Source organism: Rhizobium sp. ERR 1071 (assembly GCF_007828675.1).
GTDB classification, from domain to species: Bacteria; Pseudomonadota; Alphaproteobacteria; order Rhizobiales; family Rhizobiaceae; genus Rhizobium; species Rhizobium dioscoreae.
In genome coordinates this window covers 1-26,798 of record NZ_VITM01000023.1, presented here as the reverse complement: position 1 = coordinate 26,798, position 26,798 = coordinate 1, and the positions used below count along the sequence as shown (strand labels likewise).

Here is a 26,798-nt window from a genome sequence, read left to right as displayed (position 1 = left end):
TACTTTATGCCGAAGCGGGCAAAGCAGAAGTTCTGAAAGAAAGCGCTTTGCGATCCCGTCAACGCCGAAAGCAGTGGGCTGTTCATCGCGCTCACCGTTGACAAGGGCGAAGCCGGCCACACTGTTGACCTGAGTAAGCTCCGCGGCCCATGCACAAGCAAAACTGAAATAACAAACGCCCCCAATTCGGGATATTGCAAAAATCCCTTTGGGATATCCTTGCATCCAATCATGCCGGCCAAACGCCCTCTTTATCGGCAGGCGCGTTTTCGGCTTATTTGATGTCAAGGGGCGGAGATCGGCGCGCCGCTACACCCAGTCAGTCAACCGAAATAACGTCACCGGTTCGCCGGTCGATCACAACTTTTATGTCGTCACCATCACGATCAACGCCCTGTATAATAAAGACGTTTCGTCTGCGCGCAACATCGTTCACGTCTTCCAAGCCTTGGCTTCGCGCTATGCGAATAGCCTCGCGCTCAGTAATACCCATGTCGCGAGGCGGTGGCGATTCTATTCCGGGATTAACCCGTACGCCGCCTGGGCCGATTTCGATGCTTTGTGAAAATGACGGCGTCGCTGACATGATTGTCGCAACCGCAATTGCCGCTATCGCAAAATTCCTGACCATTAGACTATCCTGAAAGTTTTGAAATAATACTGACACTTAGCTCCAGCGCAGTTTCAAGGCAAACATAAAGAGCAGAGTTTGCCTATGTTGACAGGCGACAGCTCTGACTCTACCAGCCACTTACCTCACCATCCGCGCGAAACGACGATTACTAGCTGCTTTGATCGCCGCTCTCATCAGCGGCACTGGCCTGCTCCTTATCCTCAATCAGGTCCGTCAGCTTGCTAACGCCTTCGAAACCTACGACGGCTGCTGCCGCTTTAGAGAAGAACCCGGCGTCCGGGTCGGCGGCCTTCAGCGCATCCTCTGCAGCGACGGTGCCAACAACTTCTTCCATATCTGGGTCTTCATCACTTTGCGTGGTGGCGGAATTTGTAGCGGGCGAAACGCTCGAAGCCGTACGAGCCGAGGGGAATTCCCGTGAAGTCGCGGCCACGCGGAGATCGGATCGTCCGATTGAAGCATGCACTTTATGGCAGAATTGGCTTGGAGGACGCTCGGAAAGCGCATACTACCGCTCAATTGATGGGGCAAGCAAAGCGAGCAAGACCCGTTTAAGTGCCAAACGACAGTTGCTTGCGTAGTGGTCTTCTGCCTCACTTTGGCCGGGCGGGGTCCGGGGCGTTACCCAACTTTCTAGGAACAATCGCAATAGCTGACACGTTGTACGGAGCAGCCGGGCGTGAGCGTAATCGGAGTGTGGCGCTCTCCTACCCTCGGAAATCCGAGGTCGCTTCCAGCCTTCGAGCTGTGACGCGGGGTTCGAATCCCTGCCCCGGCTACCAAATTTATGGCACGCGCTACGGCGTGTGAATCGGCGTCGCCGAATGATCCTACCCATCTTTGAAATATCAACAGCTTGTGACGCCGATTTGCCCCTCATCATCGCGCCGATTCACAGCTAACGGATTTTTGCGTTCAGCCGAGTGGTCGAGCAGAAAATGACTGAGCTCGATTTGCCACAAGGTGCGGATCCGACCGGCAGGCCAGAAATGCGGAATGTGAAGGGGGTTCCTCTTGACCTTACGACGGGTTCGGTCATGAATCTCCATGGGAGGATGCTAATATGTTGGCAAAAGACGAAGCCTTAACGACGCCTTACGCGCAGCTGGATCACAGCGGACGGCTCGACCGCGTTGATTTCCTCGCCGCAACCATCTCAAATCTCGCCTTCGACGTCGCTGGCGATGGCGATGCCCAGACGGTAAAATCGCTTCTCGATATCGGATGGATGCTAAAGGTGATGCGCGAAGACCTGGCGATGTGTTGCAACTCAAGCAACATGACAATCATCGGCAATTCTGTCCGCTTGATCCGCGCCCTGCAAACGCGCTGCGAAGCACTCCCGACGGTGGGGACGGTTCATTAATCCGTCCTCATCTCGCCCGTGAACGAAATCGTATTTTCACCGACGATAATCTTCAAAAGACAGGCGCGTCGATTTTCTTGGCGGGAGCACTTGGCATCAGTGCCTTCAAGCCAAGAGGGGTTTGTTCGATGCTCGGGAGTTCTCTGTGGCCTATGACTGGGACGGCGCCAGAACACGGCGTATAAAAATTCTGAAGGTTGGCGTTTCGCTCTTGCTGGGACTGATGTTTTTGGCAGGACCCGCAATGGTGCTCATCCGCGCTCACCCATAGGACCCGCCACACTGGGTAGACGCGCAGGCATATTCGCCTTTTGGGATATACAAAACTAATACAAGGGATATTCCGGTCCCAAAAGATAATTCAACCCTTCGGGATAAATCCTTGCGCTTCGGCACCTATGTATGACGGTATCGTCACCCACTGATCCGTAGGCGGTGACGGCTGAGGGTTTATATGTGCTCCCGCCTGCATGGACAGAGGAGGAGCGGCTATGCTCCTTCCGAAATCCGGAGATTGGCCGGAAGACTTATCGCTTCATGCAATCCTGAAAAACTGGGCTCGCAGCTATTTCAATCATGAAATGGCCGTCGAGCGGGTGGTTCAGCGAACCATCAGCGTTCTTTGCGAGCATCCGGAACTATTGGACGGCCCTGACATAGGCAAGGCGCTGTTTGCGGTGCTCCACGCCAACGCATTGGACGAACTTCGTCGCTGTGGTTCCGATCGACGAAAGCCTTTATCGCAAGATGAGGCTTTGGAAGCTGAGTGAGTCTGAATCGGCACGTTGATTTGGGGCAAATCGGCGTCACAAGCTATTGATATTTCAAAGATGGTGCGGGGTCATTCGGCGACGCCGGTTCACAGGCCAAGCAATGGCGCGTGCTTTTGCTGTGACCTGGCATGTCTACGCCTGCCCCTAATGCGTAACGTTCTCACAGGATCTTGGTCAAAACCTCGAAATTATCCGCTCTTCGCCTGCAAACTCCCGAGCGACGGGTTTCGTAGATTATGTCGGTAGCCTCCCTCTGAGACGACCGCGTCATCGAGGAAATGAGGGCTGCAGCTTCGTTGTCGTCATAGATTCCTGATTGGAGCTCAATCGTTCCGCCCCTTCGTATCGCAATGCTTACGCTTAGCATCTCGGCCCGTTCATTTGTCGATCACTGCGCTGTAAACTCCCAGGCAAACGACACGTTCCAAAGCTTTTCGAAAATAATTAATGTAGTGGATGTTGCGGTGCTACTTAACCGAGTGCTCAATGGAAGGGATCCGACCGCGACAGGGCGAGGCCGATATGCCCGTGCGCTCGGACCCGCTCATATCACATAGCCTTTGGGTTTTCTGCGGGGCAGCACATGCCTTCATGCTCTTGATAGGATCAGAACCGTCGACTGACGGATTGCGAGATACCGCTTGTGGGATAACGCGCGACGCCGCTTGCGGCCCGCCACATCCTCATACACTGCCCGTCGATCACTGTTGCGAGCGCCATCACTCACCCCATGCGCTCGGAGGCATAGGAACCGGGGCTTGCCGGGAAGACGACGGTGCGGTTGCCGTTGATGAAGTTGCGGTGATGGATATGCGCATGGATGGCGCGGGCGAGAACCTGGCTCTCGACATCGCGGCCGATCGAGACATAGTCCTCGGCAGACTGCGCATGCGTGATGCGCGCCGTGTCCTGCTCGATGATCGGACCCTCGTCGAGATCGGCCGTCACATAATGCGCCGTCGCCCCGATCAGCTTCACCCCACGCTCATAGGCCTGCTTGTAGGGGTTGGCCCCCTTGAAGGACGGCAGGAAGGAATGATGGATGTTGATGATCTTGCCCGACATCTTCTGGCACATGGAATCCGACAGGATCTGCATGTAGCGCGCCAGCACGATCAGTTCGGTGCCGGTCTGCTCGACCACGTCCATGATCCGGGCTTCCGCCTCCGGCTTGTTGGCCTTGGTCACCGGAATATGGTGGAAGGGGATGTCGTGGTTGACGACCACCTTCTGGTAATCGAAATGGTTGGAGACGACGCCGACGATGTCGATCGGCAAGGCGCCGATCTTCCAGCGATAGAGCAGGTCGTTGAGGCAATGGCCGAAGCGCGACACCATCAACAGCACCTTCATGCGCTTCCTGGCATCGTGGAACTCCGACACCATGGCAAACTTGTCCGAGATCGGCTTGAAGCCTTCGATGAGCGCCGCCTCGCCAACCCCTTCCTCGGAGATGAAGGAGACGCGCATGAAGAACATGCCGGTATCGAGATCGTCGAACTGGCTGGAGTCGACGATGTTGCAGCCCTGTTCGGCCAGATAGTTCGAGATCGCCGCAACAATCCCACGCGTCGATTGGCACGCTACTGTCAGTACATAGCTCGTCATGGCGGTCCACCGCTTATATTCAACGAAACGAAACCATCACTTACAATGCCTGCAGCTCCGGCAGCGCTTCGAAGAGGTCAGCGACGAGGCCGTAGTCGGCGATCTGGAAGATCGGGGCTTCCTCGTCCTTGTTGATGGCGACGATGACCTTCGAATCCTTCATGCCGGCCAGATGCTGGATGGCGCCGGAAATGCCGCAGGCGATGTAGAGCTGGGGTGCGACCACCTTGCCCGTCTGTCCGACCTGCCAGTCGTTCGGCGCATAGCCGGCATCGACGGCCGCGCGAGAGGCGCCGACGGCGGCACCGAGCTTGTCGGCAACCGGCAGGATGACTTCCCTGAACTTCTCTGCCGAGCCGAGTGCACGGCCACCCGAGATGATGATCTTGGCGGAGGTCAGCTCCGGACGATCAGACGTCGACAAGGCATCGCCGACGAAGGTGGAAAGGCCGGGATTGGCAGCTGCAGACACCGTCTCGATCGCGGCCGAGCCGCCTTCAGAGGCGGAGGCGAACGAGGCCGTGCGCACGGTGATGACCTTCTTGGCGTTGGTCGACTGCACCGTCTGGATGGCATTGCCGGCATAGATCGGCCGCTTGAAGGTATCGGCGGAAACGACTTCGATGATTTCCGAGATCTGGGCGACATCGAGCAGGGCGGCAACGCGCGGCAGCACGTTCTTGCCGACCGAAGTGGCCGCGCCGATGATCACGTCATAGGAGCCGGAAAGCGATACGATCAGGGCCGCCAGCGGTTCCGCCAGATTGTTGGCAAGGCTTGCGTCCTCGGCAACCAGCACCTTCGAGACACCGGCAAGCTTTGCCGCCTGTTCCGCTGCAGCCTTGGCGCCTGCGCCGGCAGCCAGCACATGAATGTCGCCGCCGATCTTTGTGGCAGCCGTCAGCGCCTTAGCGGTCTGGTCGGAGAGGTGGGCATTGTCGTGATCAGCCAGAAGAAGAATGGCCATATGTCTAACTCCTCGTTCGGACTGGGTTAAAGCACGCCGGCTTCGGTCTTGAGCTTTTCGACCAGCTCGGCAACCGAGCCGACCTTGACGCCTGCCTTGCGGCCGCCGGGCTCTTCCGTCTTCAGCACCTTCAGGCGCGGCTCGGTCGAGACGCCGAAATCGGCAGGCGATTTCTTGTCGAGCGGCTTCTTCTTGGCCTTCATGATGTTCGGCAGCGAGGCATAACGCGGTTCGTTCAGACGCAGGTCTGATGTGACGACCGCCGGCAGCTTGACCTCGATCGTCTGCAGGCCGCCATCGACTTCGCGGGTCACCTTGGCGCTGCCCCCAGGGCCAGGGGCACCGATCTCGATCTTCGAGGCGAAGGTGGCCTGCGCCGTGCCCAACAGGGCTGCCAGCATCTGGCCGGTCTGGTTCGAATCGTCATCGATCGCCTGCTTGCCGACGATGATCAGACCCGGCTGTTCGGCGTCCGCCACACCCTTGAGGATCTTGGCGACGGCGAGCGGCTCGACTTGATCGTCGGTCTCGACGAGGATGGCGCGGTCGGCGCCCATGGCGAGTGCCGTGCGCAGCGTTTCTTCAGCCTTGGCAGGTCCGATCGATACGACCACCACTTCCTCGGCCTTGCCGGCTTCCTTCAGGCGCAGCGCCTCCTCGACCGAGATCTCGTCGAACGGGTTCATCGACATCTTCACGTTCGAAAGCTCAACGCCGGAACCATCCGGCTTCACGCGAATCTTGACGTTGTAGTCAACAACCCGCTTGACGGGGACGAGAATCTTCATGGTGCTCTCTCCTGAACTCGATCTTGTTGGCTCACATGCGACCACGCAGGGCATTAGGATCATAGGGTGATTCAGCGATCACGCGTGCCTTGCGCATCTCCCCCAGGATCGGTACCTCGAGTTCGGTCCCGGGCTTGCCAAGCTCGACTGGAAGCAGGGCGAAAGCGACGTCGTAGCCAAGCGTATAGGCGTAGCCGCCTGAGGTGATGCGGCCGGCGAGTTTGCCATCGTGATAGACGCCCTCATGGATGAGCGAGCTAACTCCATCAGTGTCGATGGAAATCGTCACCGATCGCTGCTTGACACCCTGCTCTTTCTGTCGAACGAGGGCCTGCCTGCCAATAAACTCGCCCTTGTCCAATCGAATGAAGCGGTCGAGGTTGCTTTCCCAGGCTGTCAGCTCCGGGTTCACGTCGCGATACATGGCACGGTAGGATTTTTCGAGCCGCAGCGATTCCAGCGCCTGCAGACCGATCAAACGCAGGCCGTGCGGCTTGCCCGCCGCCAACAGGGCTTCGAGTAGATGGCGTTGATAGCAAAGGGGATGATAAAGCTCCCATCCGAGTTCGCCCTCATAATTCACGCGCAGCAGTCGGACGTCAGTGGCAAGACCGACCGTGCCTGATTTGACCCCGAACCAGGGGAAGCCCTCGTTGGACAGATCGAGTTCAGTGAGTCCCTGTAGCACCTCGCGAGCTTTGGGTCCGACGATGGTGAAGCAACCGCGCTCGTTGGTCACATTGCGCAGGTGAACCGTTCCGTCCTTCGGGAGAAGCTTTGAAAGGTCGTCGAAACTCCAGCGCTCGGCCCGCGGCGTCGAAATCAGGTAGAATGTACCGTCTTCAAGACGGGAAACGATATACTCCGCCTGGACACCGCCATTCTTGGTTAGATGGTGACTGAGATTGACGCGGCCGATTTTCGGGAGGCGATTGGCGAGGATGCCATCGAGCCACGCTTCGGCGCCAGGGCCGAAAACCTCGAACTTCGTCATCGGCGTCATTTCGACGAGACCAACGGCGTTGCGCACCGCATCGACTTCCTCGCCGACATACTTGCCCTTCTCGGTCCAGCGCCAGCTGTATTGATCCTTGGCTTCGACGCCTTCCGGCGCGAACCAGCTCGGCATTTCCCAACCGTTCAGGACACTCCACACCGCGCCGTGCCGGGAAAGAATGTCATAGGAAGGTGCCGTCTTCTGGGGACGGGCCGCTGGCATGTCCTGGCCCGGATAATGCAGCTCGGCATGGGTGCCCCAGCTTTCACGCACCTTCTGCCTTGTCCATTCCTTATTGGCATAATCACCGAAGCGGCGCGGATCGAGCTCAGATGTATCGAGACTATTGGCGCCTTCGACAATGCGTTCCGACAGATAATAGCCGATGGCACCACCCCATAGGATGCCGCCCGGCACGCCTTCGGCGATCCACACATTCTCCAGACCCCAGGCCGGGCCTACGAGGGGCAGCTCATCGGCCGTCATCTGGAACGGACCGCGCACATTCGCTTTGATGCCGGCTCGACCGAGCGCCGGAACAAGTTCCATGGCGCGCTCCCAGTTCCAAGAGACTGAATCGAAATCCTCCTCCAACAAGTCGGCGCCGAACCATTCCGGAACACCATTCTCCGCAAAGAGCTTCAGATGCTCGGTTTTCTCATAAGGCCCAAACATCAGGCCATCACCCTCCTCGCGCAAATAGCCCTCGAAGCCCTCGTCGCGCAGGATCGGCATTTCCGGCAGACCCTGCCGCTTGCGCTCCACCACTTCCGGCACTGCGTCGGTGATCCAGTATTGATGAATGATCGGGATTGCTGGAATCTCAAGACCGAGCATGGCGCCTGTCTGGCGTGCATAATTGCCGGTCGCCGATATGACGTGCTCGCAAATGATCTCGCCATTATTGGTGAGAATCTTCCACTCGCCACCCGGCATGCGCTCGAAGCCGCGCACTTCCGTATTGAGGTAGATCTTGGCACCACGATCACGCGCGCCCTTCGCCATCGCCTGGGTCACATCCGCCGGCGCGATGTGGCCGTCGTCGGGGTGGTAGAGTGCGGCCAGCATGTCCTGGTTGTTTTCAAGGAGCGGCCAGAGTGCGCGAGCCTCCTGCGGCGTCACGAGTTCGGCACGGATACCCTGAACGGCGGCGACGCTCATGTAGCTTTTGTATTCATCCAGCCGATCACGCGTGTTGGCAATGCGCAGTTGTCCGCATTTATGCCAGCCGACATGCTGGCCTGTTTCCGCTTCCAGACCCTCATAAATCTCAATGGTCTTCGCAATCATCCGGCCGATATTGAGGCTGCGGGCATAAGACGGAATAAGGCCGGCGGCATGCCAGGTGGAGCCAGCGGTCAGTTGCGTGCGTTCCAGAAGCGCGACATCCGTCCAACCCCGTTTGGCGAGACCATAAAGAATGGCAGCGCCGACACAACCACCGCCGATGACAACGGCGCGAGCATGAGTTTGCATGGAGAGTTCCCGAGTTGATTTCGGGCGAGACTACCGACGACGAATAGAGTTGTGACGTTGCAAAAAAATACAAAGGAGCATAACTTCAGATTATGCACAGACTGCGATCGCTCGTACCCTCCGCTAACTATCTCTTCGTCTTCGAGGCGGCTGCGCGGCGACGAAGTTTTACAGCCGCGGCCGAGGAGCTGAATGTCAGCCAGCCAGCGGTCAGCAAGACGATAAAGTTGCTGGAGGAGGCAACGGGATTGAGGCTGTTTCGCCGCGAACACACGCGGCTGGAGCTGACCGCCGAGGGGCAGAGGCTCTACAGGGAAACGCAGCAGGCCCTCGATCATCTGCACATGGTGCTGACATCCTTGCGCACCAAACACTCGAACGACACCGTCAGGCTGTCGTTCTCGGCTTCCTTTGTGCAGCTCTGGCTTCTTCCGCGCCTCAAGGATTTCAAAGTACAGCATCCCGACATCGCGTTGCGCATCGAGGAAAGCAGCCGCGACGATCAAGATCTGGACGAGGAGAATATCGACATTTCAGCCCGGCTCGGGGCGGGAAAGTGGCCAGGAATGCATGCATGGCATTTCGTCACCGAGGAGGTCATTCCAGTTTGTAGCCCTGATTATCTCCGGGAGAGCGGACCCATCAATGGGCCTGCGGACTTGCTCAATCACAAGCTTCTGCATTTCGAAGAACGCCATCGCGTTCGGCTCGGTTGGCACGATTGGCTCAACCGTTATTCCGTTCCCGTCGCCCGGCTTAACCAGGATTTCGTTTTCACCGACGCCTTGAGTTCGATTGAGGCCGCCGTTCTCGGGCAAGGCATAGCGCTTGGTTGGAAACACCTCGTCCACGATCATGTTCGGGCCGGCCGCCTGATCTACCCGCTGGACGCAGTTCATCGCTCCGGTCAGACAATTTACATCATCATGCCGGCGCAGCGGCCGGCAAAACATGGTGCCATGCTCTTCCGCGATTGGCTGCTCGAACAAGGTGCCGACGCGCCCGTCTTCACAACGACCGAGAGGCCATCGACCTAGAGTCTCTCTCCGGAAAAGTGCGCGAGCTGGGCGCCAAGCTCGTAGTAGTATTCCTTGAAGGCCCTGAAGGGCTGTTCTTTCGCGTCGGTGATCGGCAGCGGCAGATCGCCCTCCTGCAGCTCCCCGAGAATATGGCGGGCCAATATCTGTCCGAAGACTGTACCCGGCGCTATGCCGCGACCGTTGTAGCCGGAAAAGCCCACGATGTTCTGCTCGAAACGATGGAAACGCGGCAGGGCATTGTCCGTCATGCCGATCTTGCCGTACCATTCATATTCGAACTCTATAGGCCCTAGCTGCGGGAAGAGCCGAGCAAGCGCGCGTTTTGCCCAACCGACATGAACAGCCGTTCCCGTATTGCGCAAGGCGCCGACGCTGCCGAATACCAGACGGCCGGCCTTATCCATCCGGAAGGACGACAGGATTTCCTTCGTATCCCATGCCCCTTCCCGACCGGGGAGGATGGAGTTCCGCAGTTCGGATGGCAATGGCCGGGTGGCAAGATTGAAATAGGGAAGATGCACTTGTTCGCGGCGGACCTTTGTCCACGGCCCGTCACTATAGGCGTCGCTAGCGACGACAACCCATCCAGCACTTACGGATCCGCTTGCAGTCGAGACTTTCCAGCCGGTTCCGTCCGGCACATATGAAAGTACAGGCGACCCGGTATGCAACACGGCCCCGGCACGAAGCGCCGCATGCGCCAGCCCACGGACATAGGCAAGCGGCTGAAGCGTGCCCGCACGCCGATCAAGGAGCGCACCGGCATAGGCCGTCGTGCCGATCCGGGTCGCTGTCTCATCCGCATCCAAAAGCTCTACCGGCGCCCCACGCTTCTGCCATTGCCGCGCGCGCTCGGTGATCTCCGCCAAGCCAGCCTTGCCAACCGCGCAATGCAGAGTACCGCCGCGCTCGAGTTCACACTCGATGCCGTGCCTGTCGATGACGGACATGACGATCTGCGGACCATTGCCGAGAAGCTGGAGCAGTCGCTCGCCATGAATGTCGCCGAGCTCACCCGGCAAGTCGTCCGGCATCACCCACATGCCGGCATTGATCAGCCCGACATTGCGGCCCGACCCGCCGAAGCCGATTTCAGCACCCTCCAGCACGACGACGTTTTGCCCTGCTTCGGCAAGATGCAGGGCTGCCGAAAGCCCGGTGAAGCCGCCACCGACAATCACGACATCCACGGTGAGTTCGCCGCTCAGAGGACATGTCATAGGGGCAGCGATGGCCGTTCTTTCCCACAAGCCATGGGAGCGAGCGTCATTCAACATGTCTTGGCTCCTTCCAGCCGGTTACCCATTCAATTGCGGTTTTTTTTCTGCGGCTGAGCGAACGCGTAGTCCGTGACCTTGGGCAGCAGGATTTCCCTTCTATAGCTTGGGGGCTTATCGCCAACGGATGCACCGGCATTCAGGATCGCGGCCTGATAGTCGTCTGCAAACAGCGCGTAGGGATAGGGAGCGTCGACAGCGCTGGCTTCATCGAGTTCGGAGCGAAACTCGGCAGGGATCATAAAATCCAGTGCGGCGAGGTTGTCATCCAGTTGCGAAAGCCGCCTGGCACCAACGATTGCCGCAGCCACACCGGGGCGGTTCACGCACCAGTTGAGCGCAACCTGCGCCATGCTGCGCCCCATCTCGTCGGCAATCCTTTCCAGCACGGAGAGGATGTGCCTATTGCGCTCGGTGAACAATCCGAGGCCGCCGCCGGAGACGTCCTGCGAAAGGCGACCCTCTTCCGCCGTGCCTGGGCGATATTTTCCGGACAGGAGCCCCATGGCAAGCGGGCTCCAGGCTGTGATGCCAAGACCAAGCGTCTCGGCGAACGGCACGAATTCGTGCTCGATGCTCCGCTCGACCAGCGAATAGGGCAATTGCAAACAGATGGGCTGGGTGAGCGTGTGCGCCTCGGCCCATGCCTGGGCACGGGCCGCATACCAACCCGGCACATCGGAAAGCCCGGCATAACGAATCTTGCCCGCACGCACGAGATCGTCGAAGGTCCGCATGACCTCTTCTGCCGGAGTCATTCGGTCCCATGTGTGGAGAAGATAAAGATCGATGTAGTCGGTCTTCAAGCGCTTGAGCGAGGCATTGACCGCCTGCATCATCGCCTTGCGGCCGTTTCCGCCAGCGTTCGGATTACCGGGAGAAAGACTGTTGGAGAATTTCGTCGCTATAACGACGTCTTCTCGCAGGCCTGATTCCGCCACGAAGGTGCCGATAAGTTCTTCGCTCAGGCCGCCGGCGTAGGAATTGGCAGTATCGATGAAGTTCCCGCCGGCGGCGATATATCGGTCAAAAATCGCTCGTGCGGCTCCTTCATCCGCACCCCAGCTGCCACCGATACCGCGAATGCCACCATTGCCGAAGGTCATGGTGCCGAGTGCAAGACGGCTGACACGCAGCCCCGAGCGTCCCAGCAGATAATATTGATCAACAGACATGATGGACCTCCCGTTTGAAAGCGCGATGTATCACATGCCGCCGATATAGGGCCGGCGAGCAACACTCTGCTGGACGTAGTTGATCATCGTGATGAAATCGAAAACGGGACGCCCCGTGGCGGCTTGCACCGCATGCGCGTAGGGCGGCAGATCGCTGCACTCCAGGAGAATGGAGCGCACATTCGGATTCTCTGCGACCAGACCGCGGGCGACCTGGGTTACCTCGTACTCGATCTGAGCCGAATCCAGTGTCCCCCTTTCCTCGAGGATCGCCTCGCGGAATTCCGTCTGGTGTTCCATGCCGGCAATAGCCAGAGATATGCCATCCGGCACGTTGCAGGCCTTGAAATGGCGCGGCGTGAGCCGCGACGCATTGGCCGTGATGACGCCGACGCTACCGCCGCAAAGTGCGTGCATGAACGGAATTTGCATCAAGCTTGAAAGGAAGACTGGAATGTCGAGCGCCGCCGCCACATCCTCCTGAAAATAGGCCATGAAACCGCAGGCACCGGTAATCGCCTTGACGCCCCGGCTCTGCAAGTCCAGGGCCGCTTCCACGAAAACCTCTTTCAAAGCGGGATCGCGCTGGTTCAGAAGCCTGTCAATCGACGCTCCGCGCACCTCCTGAAAGCGGACAGGATAGGTGTAAGTGGTGGCATTGCCGACATTGCCGGGAACGCAAGGATAAGCAGCATCAAGGATCAGAATGCCAATCTGCTCTCCGTACCATGACTGCGTCTTGCGTGTGACCGTATAGACCGTCATCACCGATATCTCCCTGTATCCGATCGCAGAAGAACGGGGGAAGGTCACCTCCCCCACACCACAACATGCTTATTGAACCAGACGCGGAGCGCCCGTCTCGCCAGCCGTGCCGTCGAGACCGTAGGACTTGAGGATCTTCACGATCGTTCCGTCCTTGTGCATCGCCTCGATATTGCTATCCAGCGCTTCGCCGAATTCCTTTGCCTTCAGGGAGTAGGGAAAGGCAGCCTGTGCGGCTTCCTTGGTCGCCTTCACGCGTGGATCGGCAGCCGCGACGGCGACCTTGACATCTTTCAGCGCGCCCTTCTGCGCAGCAACGACACCCGTCGAGTAACCATCGACGGCGACATCGATGCGACCGGCGAACAGGTCCTGCTGCATGTTGACGGAATTCGGATAGAGCTTCAGCGACCCGCCGAGCAGCGCCTTGAGATCCGCGACCCAGAGATAGCCCTGGACGGTACCGACTTTTTTGCCTTCGAGATCGGACACTTTCTTGAAGTCCTGCTTCGAATAGATAGCCATCTGGTCCGTGTAGAGCGGCGCGGACAGGCTCATGGCTTTGGCCCGTTCGGCGGTGCGATACCAGTCACCCGTGGTGATATCGGCCTGACCGGAAAGAACATACTGGATCGCCGCGGCAGGATCGACGGCAACTGCCTTTACCTGCAGGCATTCGCGCTTGGCGAATTCGGCAGCGATATCGCCGTCAATCCCCTTCATATTGCCGCTGTCATCGAGATAGGAATGCGGCGCGTAGGTCGTGACGGCGACCGTCAGAGTGCCCGGCTCTATGGTGGTGAACTTATGCTTTGGCGTACAATCGGCAGCGTGCGCGATCTGGGCTGACAGAAGCATGCCGGCAATGGCTGGCAGCAAGAAGTAAGTCTTGGACTTGAATGCGGGCATGCCGAAATTCCTTTCTGTGGAGGGTTAACGTTGAGCGTAGAGACTTGCGCGCTTCTCGACGTGGCTGACGAGGAGAGCCGCGGGTATCGAAATGCAGGCATAGAGGGAGCCGGCGCACAGCAGAGCCGGGAAATAGCGGAAGGTGTTGGAGCCGATCTCGTAGGCGCGGCTGACAAGCTCCGGCAAGGCGATCGCAAAGCATAGCGATGTGCCTTGGAAGATAAGGATAGAGAAGCCGAGAAGTGCTGGAACAGCGACGCGCAGGCCCTGCGGAAGCAGGACGAAACGCAGCTCGTCGGTCCGGTTGAGGCCAAGCGCCTCGGCGGCTTCGCGTTGGCCATGCGCGATCGACTGAAGGCTCGCCCGGATGATCTCGCTCGTATAGGCACCAGTATTCCAGGCAAGCGCGATCACCGCCGCCACAAAGGACCCGATCGTCAACCCGACGCTTGGCAATCCGAAGTAGATGAATTGCAGGAGCGCCAGCGCCGGCGCTCCACGCCCGACCTCGACAAGAACAAGTGAAACGGCCCGGAGCGCCCTATTACGCGCCAGCACACCCAAGGCCAACAAAAGCCCAAAAGGAATGCCGAGCAGCAGGCTGAGCGCCGTGACCTGAAGGCTGATGGAAAGACCGCTGAGAAGGTCGGGCATCCAGGAGAAGATTTCCTCATAGGTTGGAAGCATCAGCGGGCCACCTTGGATCTGAGATGCGCATCGGCCATGCGCGACAGCCAGGCCACGGGCAGGCTAAGGAAGATGTAGAAAAGTCCGACGATGGCGAAGATTTCCAGACCGCGGAACGTCAGCTGCGAAAGCTGATTGCCCTGATAGACCAGTTCGGTCACGCCGATGGTCGAGGCGACGGCCGTCTCTTTCATCAAGCCGATGAGATAGCTTGCAGCTGACGGCAGAGCCACTCTGAACGCCTGCGGCGCCACGACATCACTCATCGTATACCACCGACCAAGGTCGAGAGCCGTCGAGGCTTCCCATTGACCGTGATGGATCGAGCTGAGCGCACCGCGATAGATTTCTGCCATATTCGCGGCGGCGATAAGACCAAGGCCGGCGAGCGCCGCCGCGAACGGGCTGATCGGAAAAAGGCTTATCCCGAGACCAAAGAAGATTATGAACAGCCAGAGGATCGGCGGAATGGCACGGATGATCTGAATCAAGATCGAAGCGAGGAGACGCGCCAGGAAAAATCGGCTTCGGCGTGCTGCCAGGAGCGGTATGGCAAGGATAGCACCGATCGCAAAGGAGCCGATGGTCAAGGCTATGGTCCAGGCTAAGCCCCGAACAAACATAAGGAGGTCGGCTGCGCTCATCGATCATGCACCGCGCGAAGGAAGCGGCGCGTCCGCTCATGCTGTGGATTGCGCATGATCTCCGCCGATGGGTCTTTCTCGACGATCTGGCCATCGGCCATAATCATCACCGTGTCGGAGACGTTTTCGGCAAAACCCATTTCATGGGTAACCACGATCATCGTCATCCCGGTTGTGGCGAGCTCCCGCATGACCGCCAAAACCTCGAGCCCCAGCTCCGGATCGAGCGCCGATGTCGGCTCATCGAACAGCATCACCTCGGGATCAAGCGCTAGAGCTCGGGCAATGGCGATCCGCTGTTGTTGTCCGCCTGAACAACGGCCGGGATACTGCGCTGCCTTGTCGGTCAATCCAACGCGGCTCAGCAGCTGCATCGAGCGCTCGTCCGCTTCGGCCCTGCTGCGGCCAAGCACCCGTTCCTGCGCAAGGCTGACATTGCGCAACACGGACATATGGGGAAAGAGATTAAACGACTGGAAAACCATGCCGACACGCCGACGCAGGCTCGAAAGCTCGGCCCGGGATACCGGCTGCGCCGCGTTAATTGTGGTTGGACCAATGGTTATCGTGCCGCCCGACGGAGGCTCGAGATAGTTGATGCAGCGAAGCAAAGTGCTTTTGCCCGAACCGCTGGGCCCAATGATCGCGAGAACCTCGCCCGCACTGACTTCAAGATCGATCTTGTCCAGAACGGTATGTGTTCCGTAATGCTTACTGAGCGAGTGCAGGCCAATGAGAGTTTTACCGGCAGCGGCTTTCATCTTGGATCATGCCCCACATTCACGTTGCAGCGTGAATTTTGAACCGTCGCCATTGCGTACGATGTCACCAATACCGTCGACTCCCGTTCAAGCGCACGCGTTAGCGCGGGCGTGAATGGCCCTGGCTCGTAGCGTCATGAATATTTGCTTTGTTGGTCGCTTCCCTTAGGAAACGCTGTGTTCCCACTTTTGTTGGTCAAACTCTAACAGTGACGAACAGGGATGGCAGTCGAAAAAAAATACTGGCTGAGATAACCTGAAGTTATGCTACGATAACGAATAAATGATGAAGCTCTTAGAGGAAATCGAACTTGCAACCCAGCGGATTATGTAAGGCTGCACGATGCTCCGATTTCAACGGCCGATGTGAGGGCGCAAAGCAATCGTCCCTCGCTCGGCAGCGACTCCACTCTTTTTACGATGACAACCTATAGCCAAAAATGAGATCTGCTGATGTGAAGGGATTCCGAACCGTCGACCCCTCCAAAAACATACCGGCAGAATGCGCATTCCACATACGCTGCCCTGTGCCCGCCGTGTAGGTACTGTCTTACTAGCAATATCGTTAGACAAGCCTCATCGGACGGCTCTATGTATGAGGATCAGGAATGTTGAACTGTTGCGGACATTCGAATGGGCTGGCGGATTCCATCATTGAATTCAGCGCGTTGTTTTGTGGTCGCGGGCGAGCACCTCAGCTTTACCAAGGCCGGCGCGGAGCTTCATATTACCCAGAGCGCAGTTAGTCGCCAGGTGCAAAGTCTCGAGGACCAACTGGGTTTCCCTCTTTTTGCGCGATTCACCCGACGTCTCGAGCTCACGCCACAGGGGCAGATACTGCTATCTCATTGGCGAACCGCGTTTCTGGAGATCGAAAAAGGGGTACGTGAGGCATCATCGTACACGGATCGATCGATCATGACCGTGGCAATGCCGCCAACCTTTTCCGTGCGCTGGGGTACGACATGCATCATCGAGTTCCAGAGGTTGCATCCAGCGACCGAAATCCGGCTCAAGGTCGACAGCGAGGGAACCTCCCTGGACGCAGGCGCTGTCGACGTCGCGATCGAGTTCGCTTATGCAAGACGCAGCCGACGTGGCGCGCGGCTTCTTTTTCCTGAGCGGCTCATACCGATCTGTTCACCTGCCTACGCTGCCGAGCTTTCCCGCAGCAAGCCTGAACAGATGCTCCGCTCAGCAACCCTTCTCCACGTTCAACAATGGACCGATCGGTACGGAGACTGGAAGAACTGGCTGGCTGCCGCCGGCTATCCAAATGTACCCTTCGAGCGCGGGCTAGTATTCGAAACGGCCGATCTGGTGTTGAGAGCCGCCAAGCAAGGTGCCGGGATTGGCATCGGAGATCACGCCTACATCCGCGACGACCTTGCCGCGGGCGTTCTCGTCGCACCGTTTCCGGTCACCGTAGGCTACGACAGGGCCTACTTCATCAGCGCTCGCGAAGATGATCATGACCTAGATGTGCGGTCCGCCTTCGTGGATTTCATGATCCATAAGACGATGCATTTCAACGAAGCATGATCGGCGTTTAATCTTCCACCCCGGAGCGTCTGAGCAATCGCCGCCGCCTATGCATTCATGAAACTCATGCATAGGCCGAGAAATCACCGTTTGTCGGCTCCTTTGCGCTCAGCAATCATCCCTGAAGAAAACAGAAGCCGGCACATCAATACGGCGTCAATTCGAGGGGATTGAGGTTTGGACGATTATTTCCGCAACCGGCGTAAGATTGACCCGTCACGGGGAGACCGCCTTGCCGACGGTACGCCCAACGACAATGACCGCATCGAGATCGGCCCTACCCAGCTCGCCTTTCGAGAGTGGGAAGCCACCGGGCTGGCGCTACCCGACCTTCCGCGAATGCGCGAATTCCGCTGGCGGCGTCTGGTGGAGGGGCTGGTGTCGAAGGATATTGGCGGCCTGCTGATGTTCGATCCGCTCAATATTCGCTATGCCACCGATACGACCAACATGCAGCTCTGGAACAGCCACAATCCGTTCCGCGCCTGTCTCGTGTGCGCCGACGGCCACATGGTCATGTGGGAATACCGGCAGGCACCGTTCCTGGTGACCTACAATCCGCTCGTCAAGGAGTTGAGGCACGGCGCGTCGTTCTTCTACAATGTCTGCGGCGACGCGACCGAGCAGGACGCTGGCACCTTCGCCGCACAAGTCGACGAGGTCATGCGGTCCCACGCCGGTACGAACAAGCGCATCGCGGTCGACAAGATCATGGTTCATGGCTTGCGCGCGCTTGAACGATGCGGCTTTGAGGTCCTGGAAGGCGAGGTCGTCACCGAACGCGCCCGATCGATCAAGGGACCGGACGAAATCAACGCGATCCGTTGCGCCCATCTTGCCTGCGAAAATGCGCTGTCGGAAATGGAAGCCTTCACACGCGCGAACGTCCCGAACGGAAACATCAGTGAGGACGATATCTGGGCCGAGCTTCACAGCGGCAATATCCGCCGCGGCGGCGAATGGATCGAGACGAGGCTGCTGACATCCGGCCCGAGAACCAATCCGTGGTTCCAGGAATGCGGACCGCGCATCGTCGGCAATAACGAAATCGTCGCGTTCGATACCGATCTCGTTGGCTGTTACGGCATGTGTGTGGACATTTCGCGCACCTGGTGGATCGGTGACGCGCGGCCAAGCAACAGCATGATCTCCGCAATGAACCACGCCGTCGACCATATCCGCGAGAACATGGCGATGCTGAAGCCGGGCGTGACGGTCAAGGAACTCACGCATGGCGGCCACCAGCTCGAAGAGCGGTATTGGAAGCAGAAATACTCCTGCAAGATGCATGGTGTTGGCCTCTGCGACGAGTGGCCCTTCGTGCCCTATCCGGATGCATGGGTCGAAGGCGCCTTTGACGTCGCGCTTGAGCCCGGGATGACCATCTGCGTGGAAGCGCTTGTCAGCCCGGAGGACGGCGACTTCTCCATCAAGCTCGAGGACCAGGTACTCATTACCGAGAGCGGATACGAAGATTTGACGCACTATCCCTTCGACAGCCGGCTGCTGTCCTAGACCTTAGCCATATCTGCGGCTGCCCGATCTGCATGGCTCGTGCGGCTCCGCCCAGACCTGTTCAGCCAAGATGACGTGAAGCCCCGAAACCAAGATTGGAGGTCCCTGATCATGTACAGGTTTATCGCATTTATCATGCTTGTTGCTGGCGCCTGGGCGTCGGCGGATGCCAGTCAGGCGGCGGATTGCGGCAACGTGTCCATCGCAGAGATGAACTGGGGTTCGGCTGGCGTTGCCGCACATATCGACAAGATCATCCTGGAAAACGGCTATGGTTGCAAAGTGTCGCTCGTCGCGGGCGATACAATGCCCACATTCACCTCGATGAATGAAAAGGGGCAGCCGGATGTTGCGCCAGAAATGTGGATCAACGCGGTCCGGACACCACTGGATGCCGCCGTCAAGGAAGGCCGCCTGATCGAGCTCGCTCCGCTCTTGAGCGATGGTGGCGTGGAGGGCTGGTGGATTCCGAAATTCGTCGTCGATGCGCACCCTGAGATCACCACCGTGCAGGAAGCGCTGAAGCATCCCGATTTGTTTCCGGCCTCTGAAAACCCCTCGCGCGGCGCGATCATGAATTGTCCCTCGGGATGGAACTGCGAGATCGTCACCAGCAATCTCTACAAAGCGCTTGGCGCAAATCAAAAGGGTTTCGATCTGGTCGAAACCGGATCGGCCGCTGGGCTCGACGGCTCGATTGCAAATGCTTTCGAGAAGAAGACGGGATGGCTCGGATATTACTGGGCGCCGACTACAATCATGGGCAAATACGATATGGTGCAGCTTGATTTCGGCACGCCAAACGACAAGGCGGAATGGGATCGATGCACGGCGGTCGCGGATTGCCCTGATCCAAAGGTGAATTCCTATCCGGTTTCCATCGTCTTGACCGTGGTCACTAAGCAATTCGCCGAGCGTTCCAGCGTAGCCCTCGACTATCTGAAGACCCGCAAATGGGATAACAAGACCGTCGGCAAGGTCTTGGCCTGGATGGACGCAAATCAAGGTACAAACGAGGACGGCGCCAAATACTTCCTTCAGACTTATCCCGACATCTGGACGACATGGGTCTCGCCGACGTGGCGCGAAAGGTTAAGGCGGCCCTTTAATTCACCGGCATCGGAGCCATCACTGCAACAGGGGTGGCTCGGGCCTGGTCCCTTCACCTTAAGTACTGCGGTTCGCAGGACTGATCGCAAGCGACACTCTTGGCGAGTTTTGAAGTGACAACCGTGCGATTGTCATCATCCGATATCCCGCGTCTTTACCTCCGCCCCAACCATGACGTTGGTCAAAATAGTTAGCTGGCTAATTAACAGATAATCTAATTTATGGAACTACGAAGATTTCCCCTCCTGAGATGAATGGGCCAGCTATGGTGGATTCTGTCGAGGCAACCCATCGCATAAGGAGTTTACATGGCTCCCGCCGTCACTTACGGGAATGCCAGCCATCTGAATTAAGGGGAACCGGTAATGTTGATCACCCAAAGCGACTACAATCGGATTTACCGGGTCATCAACAGCCTGCTGGTCAACGAAAACGCCGATCCTGCCACGGCTTCGATGTATTTCAGCACCTTTGGGGCCTTCATCCTCGAACAGCACTTCAAGATCAAGGCAAAGGCAAAAAGCGGGCTGGCGGCTTATAACCTCGACGGAAAGTACATCCTGTTCGCAGACCAGCGCGACGATGGTTACGTCTCGGGCGCTGGTGAGAACTTCCATTGCTGGGTCGAGGCCGACGATTGGGCGATCGATTTCATGGCCCCCGCATTCTCTCAAAGCACGCCGGGTCTGGCGATTCCGTCGAAGATGTTCCAGCGACCGCTCTCGTCGATGCGCCCGTCCATCAATGATTTGAGCCAGTCCGGCGATTTCTTCTATCGTTCCGAGCCTGATGCAACGAGCCGACGTTTCGCGGACTGGCAAAAGAATCCGATGATTGGAGACCTTGCCAGCCTCGCCGCGAACTGGTTCCGGAAATCCCCCAGGAAAATGCAGGCGTCGATCACGGTACGGCATCCAGATGGAAAATCCAGTGCGGTACCGCTCATCGGCAACTCCCTCGCTGGTGCCTGGTAATCGTTACAGGAGCACATCCGTACGCGATTACAATATCCTCGCGCTCGCCTTGAATTTTCTTGCACACGGTGGCTGCATGATGCAGTGCCCCGCCCATATATAACGGCAACGAGGGACTATTCTGGAGGACATGGACCATGCGCTTGAACCAAGTGACCGTAACGATGCCTGACCTCGATGCGGGCTGGAACTTTTATTGCACTCTTGGCCTCAAGCCCGTTGTCGATGCCCGTCCTCACTATGCCCGCTTCTTATGCCCCGACGGCGATAGCACGTTTTCATTGCATCAAGGCGAGAGCAACGGTGGTGGGACAACGGTGTATTTTGAATGTGACAATTTGGACGAAACGGTCAGCCAACTGGAGAAGAAAGGGCTTCAATTCACAAGCCCACCGGAAGATAAAAGTTGGCTTTGGCGGGAAGCCGAGCTGTTTGATCCCGGTGGCAATCGCGTCCTGCTCTATGTCGCTGGGCAAAATCGCATTAACCCGCCATGGCGTGTCAAATAGCTTGTTATAGGAAGATCGACCTGATCTATCCTTCCTAGAAGGCATTTTTGATGAAGTGGCGAATTTTCGCGAAAATCAAACAGGCTGCATAACGTCAACCGATTGATGGCGATTCCAGGCATTCGAATATGGTCATGAAACACCGACGCCAGGCTACCTGGCAGTTCCTTTTACTGCCCCTGCGGCTCGTCATAACCGTGCTCGTCATCATCAGTGAAATCGCCAGGCCTGTTTATCGGCCACTCGTGAACTGGTTTGCTTCGCTTTCCATCGTAAAGCACTTTGGCGAGTTTGTCGGTTCATTGCCAAGGGGCGTTATTCTCGTTCTCTTCATCGTGCCGCTGGCGATTGCCGAACCCCTGAAGATCTATGCATTGCTTGTGATCGCCAGGGGCCACGTGATCTTGGGGCTGATCATAATCGCACTGGCCTACTTGATGAGCTTTCTCCTGGTTGAGCGCCTGTTCCACGCCGGTCGTGAGAAACTGCTAACCTACGCCTGGCTCAAATGGATTATGGATCGCGTTGAGATCGTTCGAAATTGGATGGCCGAGGTAAAGGAAAGCATCAGGGTGTCCATACGCACTTGGCTTGGGTACCCCCGAAACTGATAGATCAAAGGTGACGGAAGCCGGACCCGAAGAGCCCGATGCAGGCCTACCAGGCAACACTTTTGGGAACGGCGAAGGGTGAGCTTCATAAGCCGGTATGACGAACCGGCATGACCGGCTCGCGAAGGACGATTTCAGCACAGAGCGGTGATTGCCGTTTGCATGCGATGCAACTATATTTGCCCGAGGCACACGAACAACAAAGGAGGTTGCCTATGACATCGCGGGACGCCTGATTCAGCAATACCGAGACTTCTGCCTTTCCAAAGGCATCGACTTCACGCGCATAGAATCCGTACGGCCGCACGATAATACCACGCTCTTCTGCAGCGCTGGGATGCAGCAGTACAAACCACTCTTCTCCGATCCATCCTACATTGGAACCGTTGCGAACTCTCAGGCCTGCCTGAGAATGGGCGATCTGGACGAGATCGGGGACGGAACGCATTTCCTCCACTTCACGATGCTCGGGCTTTTCTCATTTCGGGAAATGACCGTCGGCGACGCCATCGACTTCTGGATCGAGTTTCTTGGAACACTCGGCCTGGTGCCGGATCACGTCACGATCCATCCGGACCGGCTGGAGGAATGGAAGCCGTTCTATCGTGGCCGCATTCCTATTGTTCCGGATGAGGAATGCACCTGGAGCGATGGTAGCGTCAGCGGCTACTGCACCGAGTTCTACAAGGATGGCATCGAGATCGGAAACATCGTCAATCCGCTCGGGACCTGCATAGACGTCGGCTTCGGTGCGGAACGTCTCGACATGATCTTGAACGGGACTCCTCCGGATGACGCGCTAGCCACATTGCGCGATAGCGTCATGCGGATCGTCGAAAGCGGCTACCGACCGGGAAACAAGGAGCAAGGCTATGTCCTGCGAAAGCTCCTCCGCCGTATCCATGTGATCGGGGGAACGCTTGACCATCCTTATTTCGAGCAGGAGGTCGAGCGTCAGGAACGATTGCGTTCCAGGTATCGCCGCCTTCGCGATAAACATCCTGACATGAGCCCGGAATGGTGGTTCGACACGCACGGCATCGACGTCGCTGAGATGCACGAGCGCGGCGACGAATAGCAAGGCACATCGCCTCCTGATAACAAGCGCGGGAGGCGATGCGAACAACAATGCGCCGGGCTTCGTCCTCTCCTGGCGCATTTCCTCACCTCGGAACCAACTGATGGCCGGACCAGGGAAGATAACTCCAACTTGACTTGAACCGAAGGTAGACCGACGCTAATGCGAACATCTTGGCTGCGATTCTGGGATTTCCGTGACCGTCACAACAGATTTTATTGCTGATCTCGTGTGAGCAGCAAATGGGGTCGAGAAACTATCTGCCCATCAGCTCAGCGATCTGCTGGATAGATCTGTCGATACAATCCGCCAGCTTCGCCAGGAACTCGGAATTGTCCCGGTGCCAGGTAAGGATGCGCTGATTTATATCAGCACAGTTTCGGCGGGAGCAGCCAGGGTGCCGCAGGAGGAATGGCACCACGGACTGCTGCATGCAGCGGAGATGATCCGTGACCTGCACATCGTGCGTGATACCGGCACTGAGTTTCGGACTACAGAAGTCAAGCCATGAAGGCTTCTGGCTTTAAACGTTGTCCGTAGGGCTGGGATTTCCAATCCACTGCCCGTCCATCAAGCTCCGTTCAGGATGGAAGCTCGCTCGGTTATTGCGCTGGCTTTACGCTCTGCTGTTGGTCTTGTTGCTGCTTCAGTTTCCTAGCTGCGACTTGTTTCTTGTGCAGTTCGTGTCCAGCAATGCACCCGCCGACAGCACCGAGCACGGCATGGTGTCCGGCATAATGGCCAGCGACAGCGCCAGCCGCGCCGCCACTAATGCAGCCGACGGCTTGGGCTTCTGAACTTGCGCCAACAAGGGTCAGCATACCCACCGCAATCAAAATTTTCTTCATGTGGTTCCTCCTGGGTTGTGAGTCTACTGAGTGAATTATGCATATGTCGCTGAACCGCCACTGAATGAGATGACTTTGCCGCAGAGGGTGGCCCGAATTGCACAGGTCGCGGCTTGTCCACATCACGAAAGGGCGCAAAAGGCGAAGCCACTTATGAATCGTGCTGGGTTACTTAGACCCAGTGACTTTTCGTTGGGACAGGTCCCATCCGTTTTCTCATGCTCCATCGCGGCGCTGCAGAATTTGAAGGCTGACGGTTACTTGCTCGAACACGCCCAATTCGAACTTAGTCGAACAGCCTTTTGTCCGGCAAAGGTGGCTGCTGCAGAAACGCAGCCGTCAGGGACGATATCGTCCACAAAACACCCAATGCTCCGGACAGAAAGCATAGTTGCGAGATGCCTGCCAGAAAATTGGCGCGGTTCGGCGCAATAAATGCAAATAGCCAGGGAAAGCCAGCGCCTACCAAGGGGATGGCAATCCAGGAAAGCCACCTGACGCCAAATCGTGCCGCAACCCATTCAATTGGGGCGAATATGAATATTCCCATAGCGATTGCGGGCACGGCCAAAAACAAGGCTACCAGCCACATCAGGCCGCCACCATAAAATGGAACCAGTATCGACCCGCCGACCAGTAGAAGGGCTATCCGCCCAAAGAGACCGCCAAGCGTCATCTTCAATCCCCTGTTGTACATAGGCATATTATGTGGGTTGAGTTGCGGTCGCATTTCACGCATGCATAAAATGCGACCGATCGTAGAGATATCAACGGGATCACAAAGCAGATGGGGCTTTTCGAGTTTCTAAAGCGCAAACGCATGCCAGCGACAATCGAAGACGCAATGGCCTCACAGGCAGAAGACTTCGTCAATGCGTTCTCAAGCCCCAGGGCACCCATTGATGCGGCGAAGCTGGATTACTCGGAAAGTTCTTTGCTGCTCGTTGATCAGGTTCTGGATGACTTTTACCGAAAACAGGCCCCGTTGCCTGAAGACCTTCACTTCTTAGCCTCCGCCTATGTTTTCGAGACCGCTCGGCGGCAGTTTGGCGGACGTTATCTTCGCGGCGATCAGGATAACCCATTTGTCCTGGTCATCGGCGAGCCGGATTTTCGGGTCGGCGTTATGGTGATGGGAAAAATCAGAGGCAGAGCTGTCAGCGGACCAGAGGACAGTATTCCGTTCTTCTATGCGGGTATCGCTCCCCTCGTCGAAAAGCGGAGCGACGCGACACTTGTGTAGAGGAAAATTGCGCCTCAACCTTCCCTGTCATTGGCGCTGTCACTTCGGATCGTGAAAAATGCAGAAAGCCTGCCCCATCGTTTACAGAAGGCATTCAGGTGACGCGGAGATTCTTGCCTTCATTCACCCATCCGCTGGAAAGGAATTTGTGAAGGGGAGCATCGAGTCGGGTGAAACGCCCCTCGACGCTGCAAGACGCGAACTTTGGGAAGAAAGTGGTCTGACAGCGCAATCGCCTATGGCTTTCTTGGGTCAATGCGAAATCGGCCCCAGCCGTCAGCTTTGGCATTTCTTTGGGTGGCAAGCCCTGGGTCTACCCGATACGTGGCAGCATCTGACTGCGAATGATCACGGTCATACGTTCTTGTTTTTCTGGCATCCCGTTCACCTGCCACTCGATCAAGATTGGCATCCAATCTTCCACGAAGCCTATGATTACTTCGCCCCTCGACCTGTCGGAACCTGTGGAAATGGTGGCATTGGGCAGCTTTCCAACGATCCAACCAGGTGACAGAGCGCGATTGGAGTGGAAGCTATCGCCCCGTGTTCAACAAAGGGGACCCTCATGACCACCACCAACGAAATTGCAGATAAGATCGCGTCGGAGCACAGCCTCACCAAGGCGCAAAGCAAGTCCATCGTCGAGGCTGTATTCGCATCCATCACCGCAGCCGCGACCGCCGGTGCGGAGACATCCATCCCGGGATTTGGCAAGTTTAAGATCAAGGATACGCCGGAACGCGAAGCCCGAAACCCAGGGACCGGAGCAACCATCAAAGTGGCCGCGGCGAGAAAGCTTACCTTTCAGCCTGCCAAGGCACTGAAAGACGCGCTGAACAAGTGATGAGGAACAACCTTTCTGGAAAGCCTGCTTATGCCGGCCTGCCAGCGAAGGTTTTGATGGCGGCTTGGCTTATAATCTCGCGCGCGGATGGACGAGAAGGCTGACGCCTCCTGAGGGCGCCAGTCGGTCGCCGTGAGATATCCCAATTTCCGAATTGGATATCCAAGAACATCGCCGACATGATTCAGGAAGCCTGGTAATTCCCGAGGTCGGCGCGAGCGCCGACCTCGGACTGATGTTTGCTGTGAAATGACGTGTCGATCGCGCGCAAAACCGTTGGGCGACGCGACAAAGCATTGGTCCCGCTGCATCTTATTGCGGTAGACGATAGACCTCGGCATTGTCCTGCCGCTCCCGGAGTCCCTTATACGAAGCATGGCGCAGTTTGCCGTCATCGGTCCAGGCACGATACTCGATCTCGGCGATCAGTGTTGGCTGAACCCAGACGACGCCGCGCTGTTTCAGCGCGATCGGCGCCCGCGCAGTTTTGAGCTTGTCCAGATCCTTGCGAAGTCTGGTGGCATCGCGTTCATTGAAGCCCGTTCCGACATTGCCGACATAGATGAGATCGTGACCCCTATAGGCAGCGAGAAACAGATTGCGGATCCCGCCATGTGCAACAGCTGATGGCTCATAGCCGACGATGAAAAAGCTGTC

The 26,798-nt window shown here is 57.4% G+C and carries 28 protein-coding genes and 2 pseudogenes; 13 read left to right on the top strand and 17 right to left on the bottom strand.

The annotated features are described in order from the left end of the window. The 3 genes from FBZ99_RS33380 to FBZ99_RS32715 form a co-directional block, all read right to left on the bottom strand. The coding region (locus FBZ99_RS33380) for a hypothetical protein (protein ID WP_210248412.1) at positions 1-288 on the bottom strand (288 nt) is incomplete at its 3' end. A gap of 31 nt (positions 289-319) precedes the next feature. After that, entirely contained in the window at positions 320-631 is a 312-nt protein-coding gene (locus FBZ99_RS32720; RefSeq protein WP_145637398.1) for a PepSY domain-containing protein, read from the bottom strand. A gap of 151 nt (positions 632-782) precedes the next feature. Beyond that, complete coding sequence (locus FBZ99_RS32715; protein ID WP_145637395.1) at positions 783-968, bottom strand: hypothetical protein; 186 nt, start codon at positions 966-968, stop codon at positions 783-785. A gap of 729 nt (positions 969-1,697) precedes the next feature. Between FBZ99_RS32715 and FBZ99_RS32710 the strand changes: the two genes are divergently transcribed. After that, positions 1,698-2,000 (top strand): hypothetical protein, encoded by a 303-nt coding sequence (locus FBZ99_RS32710; protein ID WP_145637392.1) that lies wholly within the window; start codon positions 1,698-1,700, stop codon positions 1,998-2,000. 491 nt (positions 2,001-2,491) lie between these two features. Then, positions 2,492-2,770, top strand: a complete 279-nt coding sequence (locus FBZ99_RS32705; RefSeq protein WP_145637389.1) for a hypothetical protein — start codon at positions 2,492-2,494, stop codon at positions 2,768-2,770. A 726-nt stretch (positions 2,771-3,496) separates the two neighbouring features. On the opposite strand, the gene purU is transcribed toward FBZ99_RS32705, so the two are convergent. The 4 genes from purU to FBZ99_RS32685 are packed head-to-tail and all read right to left on the bottom strand — an operon-like array spanning position 3,497 to position 8,609. Further along, a complete protein-coding gene (gene purU / locus FBZ99_RS32700) occupies positions 3,497-4,381 on the bottom strand; it encodes a formyltetrahydrofolate deformylase (RefSeq protein WP_145637386.1) in 885 nt (294 codons plus the stop codon). Positions 4,382-4,421: 40 nt separating this feature from the next. Further along, positions 4,422-5,348 carry an electron transfer flavoprotein subunit alpha/FixB family protein gene (locus tag FBZ99_RS32695; protein ID WP_145637383.1) on the bottom strand — a complete coding sequence of 309 codons (927 nt, stop codon included), beginning with the start codon at positions 5,346-5,348 and terminating at the stop codon, positions 4,422-4,424. Positions 5,349-5,374: 26 nt separating this feature from the next. Beyond that, positions 5,375-6,136, bottom strand: coding sequence for an electron transfer flavoprotein subunit beta/FixA family protein (locus FBZ99_RS32690; protein ID WP_145637380.1), 762 nt, complete (start codon positions 6,134-6,136; stop codon positions 5,375-5,377). Positions 6,137-6,167: 31 nt separating this feature from the next. Beyond that, positions 6,168-8,609, bottom strand: coding sequence for a GcvT family protein (locus FBZ99_RS32685; protein ID WP_145637377.1), 2,442 nt, complete (start codon positions 8,607-8,609; stop codon positions 6,168-6,170). 92 nt (positions 8,610-8,701) lie between these two features. On the opposite strand from FBZ99_RS32685, the gene FBZ99_RS32680 reads away from it, so the two are divergent. After that, the gene (locus tag FBZ99_RS32680) at positions 8,702-9,646 is read left to right on the top strand and encodes a LysR substrate-binding domain-containing protein (protein ID WP_145637374.1); all 945 of its coding nucleotides are present in this window, start codon (positions 8,702-8,704) and stop codon (positions 9,644-9,646) included. On the opposite strand, the gene FBZ99_RS32675 is transcribed toward FBZ99_RS32680, so the two are convergent. The 7 genes from FBZ99_RS32675 to FBZ99_RS32645 all read right to left on the bottom strand — a co-directional run bounded on the left by FBZ99_RS32675 (position 9,643) and on the right by FBZ99_RS32645 (position 15,867). After that, positions 9,643-10,926: an NAD(P)/FAD-dependent oxidoreductase gene (locus FBZ99_RS32675; RefSeq protein ID WP_145637371.1), complete on the bottom strand. Its 1,284-nt coding sequence runs from the start codon at positions 10,924-10,926 to the stop codon at positions 9,643-9,645. The genes FBZ99_RS32680 and FBZ99_RS32675 overlap by 4 nt on opposite strands. A gap of 29 nt (positions 10,927-10,955) precedes the next feature. Next, positions 10,956-12,101, bottom strand: coding sequence for an aldo/keto reductase (locus FBZ99_RS32670; protein ID WP_145637367.1), 1,146 nt, complete (start codon positions 12,099-12,101; stop codon positions 10,956-10,958). Between the two features lie 30 nt (positions 12,102-12,131). Beyond that, a complete protein-coding gene (locus FBZ99_RS32665; protein WP_145637363.1) occupies positions 12,132-12,866 on the bottom strand; it encodes an aspartate/glutamate racemase family protein in 735 nt (244 codons plus the stop codon). Positions 12,867-12,935: 69 nt separating this feature from the next. Continuing rightward, positions 12,936-13,775 carry an ABC transporter substrate-binding protein gene (locus FBZ99_RS32660; RefSeq protein ID WP_145637360.1) on the bottom strand — a complete coding sequence of 280 codons (840 nt, stop codon included), beginning with the start codon at positions 13,773-13,775 and terminating at the stop codon, positions 12,936-12,938. A 24-nt stretch (positions 13,776-13,799) separates the two neighbouring features. Further along, positions 13,800-14,462 carry an amino acid ABC transporter permease gene (locus FBZ99_RS32655; RefSeq protein ID WP_145637357.1) on the bottom strand — a complete coding sequence of 221 codons (663 nt, stop codon included), beginning with the start codon at positions 14,460-14,462 and terminating at the stop codon, positions 13,800-13,802. Continuing rightward, positions 14,462-15,085 carry an amino acid ABC transporter permease gene (locus FBZ99_RS32650; protein ID WP_281408421.1) on the bottom strand — a complete coding sequence of 208 codons (624 nt, stop codon included), beginning with the start codon at positions 15,083-15,085 and terminating at the stop codon, positions 14,462-14,464. The genes FBZ99_RS32655 and FBZ99_RS32650 overlap by 1 nt, the downstream gene beginning before the upstream one ends. A 17-nt stretch (positions 15,086-15,102) precedes the next feature. After that, positions 15,103-15,867 carry an amino acid ABC transporter ATP-binding protein gene (locus tag FBZ99_RS32645; RefSeq protein ID WP_145637350.1) on the bottom strand — a complete coding sequence of 255 codons (765 nt, stop codon included), beginning with the start codon at positions 15,865-15,867 and terminating at the stop codon, positions 15,103-15,105. Positions 15,868-16,500: 633 nt separating this feature from the next. Between FBZ99_RS32645 and FBZ99_RS32640 the strand changes: the two genes are divergently transcribed. From FBZ99_RS32640 to FBZ99_RS32610, 7 genes and pseudogenes are all read left to right on the top strand, one after another. Then, positions 16,501-17,409 (top strand): LysR substrate-binding domain-containing protein, encoded by a 909-nt coding sequence (locus tag FBZ99_RS32640; RefSeq protein ID WP_145637348.1) that lies wholly within the window; start codon positions 16,501-16,503, stop codon positions 17,407-17,409. 177 nt (positions 17,410-17,586) lie between these two features. Continuing rightward, on the top strand, positions 17,587-18,924 hold the full coding sequence (gene dddP / locus FBZ99_RS32635) for a dimethylsulfonioproprionate lyase DddP (RefSeq protein ID WP_145637345.1): 1,338 nt from the start codon (positions 17,587-17,589) through the stop codon (positions 18,922-18,924). 135 nt (positions 18,925-19,059) lie between these two features. Then, positions 19,060-20,033, top strand: a pseudogene (locus FBZ99_RS32630) (ABC transporter substrate-binding protein). A 366-nt stretch (positions 20,034-20,399) separates the two neighbouring features. Then, positions 20,400-21,008 carry a DUF2026 family protein gene (locus FBZ99_RS32625; RefSeq protein WP_145637339.1) on the top strand — a complete coding sequence of 203 codons (609 nt, stop codon included), beginning with the start codon at positions 20,400-20,402 and terminating at the stop codon, positions 21,006-21,008. A 137-nt stretch (positions 21,009-21,145) separates the two neighbouring features. Next, positions 21,146-21,517: a VOC family protein gene (locus FBZ99_RS32620; RefSeq protein WP_145637337.1), complete on the top strand. Its 372-nt coding sequence runs from the start codon at positions 21,146-21,148 to the stop codon at positions 21,515-21,517. 134 nt (positions 21,518-21,651) lie between these two features. After that, complete coding sequence (locus FBZ99_RS32615) at positions 21,652-22,128, top strand: hypothetical protein (RefSeq protein ID WP_246661259.1); 477 nt, start codon at positions 21,652-21,654, stop codon at positions 22,126-22,128. 175 nt (positions 22,129-22,303) lie between these two features. Further along, positions 22,304-23,206 carry an alanine--tRNA ligase-related protein gene (locus FBZ99_RS32610; RefSeq protein ID WP_186450383.1) on the top strand — a complete coding sequence of 301 codons (903 nt, stop codon included), beginning with the start codon at positions 22,304-22,306 and terminating at the stop codon, positions 23,204-23,206. Between the two features lie 602 nt (positions 23,207-23,808). Here FBZ99_RS32610 and FBZ99_RS32600 read toward each other — a convergent pair. Both FBZ99_RS32600 and FBZ99_RS32595 read right to left on the bottom strand, forming a co-directional pair. After that, positions 23,809-24,054 (bottom strand): hypothetical protein, encoded by a 246-nt coding sequence (locus FBZ99_RS32600; protein WP_145637328.1) that lies wholly within the window; start codon positions 24,052-24,054, stop codon positions 23,809-23,811. A gap of 286 nt (positions 24,055-24,340) precedes the next feature. Further along, a complete protein-coding gene (locus FBZ99_RS32595; RefSeq protein ID WP_145637325.1) occupies positions 24,341-24,730 on the bottom strand; it encodes a hypothetical protein in 390 nt (129 codons plus the stop codon). Between the two features lie 111 nt (positions 24,731-24,841). Between FBZ99_RS32595 and FBZ99_RS32590 the strand changes: the two genes are divergently transcribed. Genes FBZ99_RS32590 through FBZ99_RS32580 form a run of 3 tightly spaced genes read left to right on the top strand, consistent with a single transcriptional unit; the run spans position 24,842 to position 26,141 of the window. Next, on the top strand, positions 24,842-25,297 hold the full coding sequence (locus FBZ99_RS32590) for a hypothetical protein (RefSeq protein ID WP_145637322.1): 456 nt from the start codon (positions 24,842-24,844) through the stop codon (positions 25,295-25,297). Between the two features lie 58 nt (positions 25,298-25,355). Beyond that, a complete protein-coding gene (locus tag FBZ99_RS32585; RefSeq protein WP_145637319.1) occupies positions 25,356-25,808 on the top strand; it encodes an NUDIX domain-containing protein in 453 nt (150 codons plus the stop codon). A gap of 54 nt (positions 25,809-25,862) precedes the next feature. Continuing rightward, on the top strand, positions 25,863-26,141 hold the full coding sequence (locus FBZ99_RS32580) for an HU family DNA-binding protein (RefSeq protein WP_145637316.1): 279 nt from the start codon (positions 25,863-25,865) through the stop codon (positions 26,139-26,141). Between the two features lie 312 nt (positions 26,142-26,453). Here the strand turns inward: FBZ99_RS32580 and FBZ99_RS32575 are convergent. Further along, positions 26,454-26,798 (bottom strand): annotated as a pseudogene (locus FBZ99_RS32575) (non-homologous end-joining DNA ligase); the annotation flags it as partial.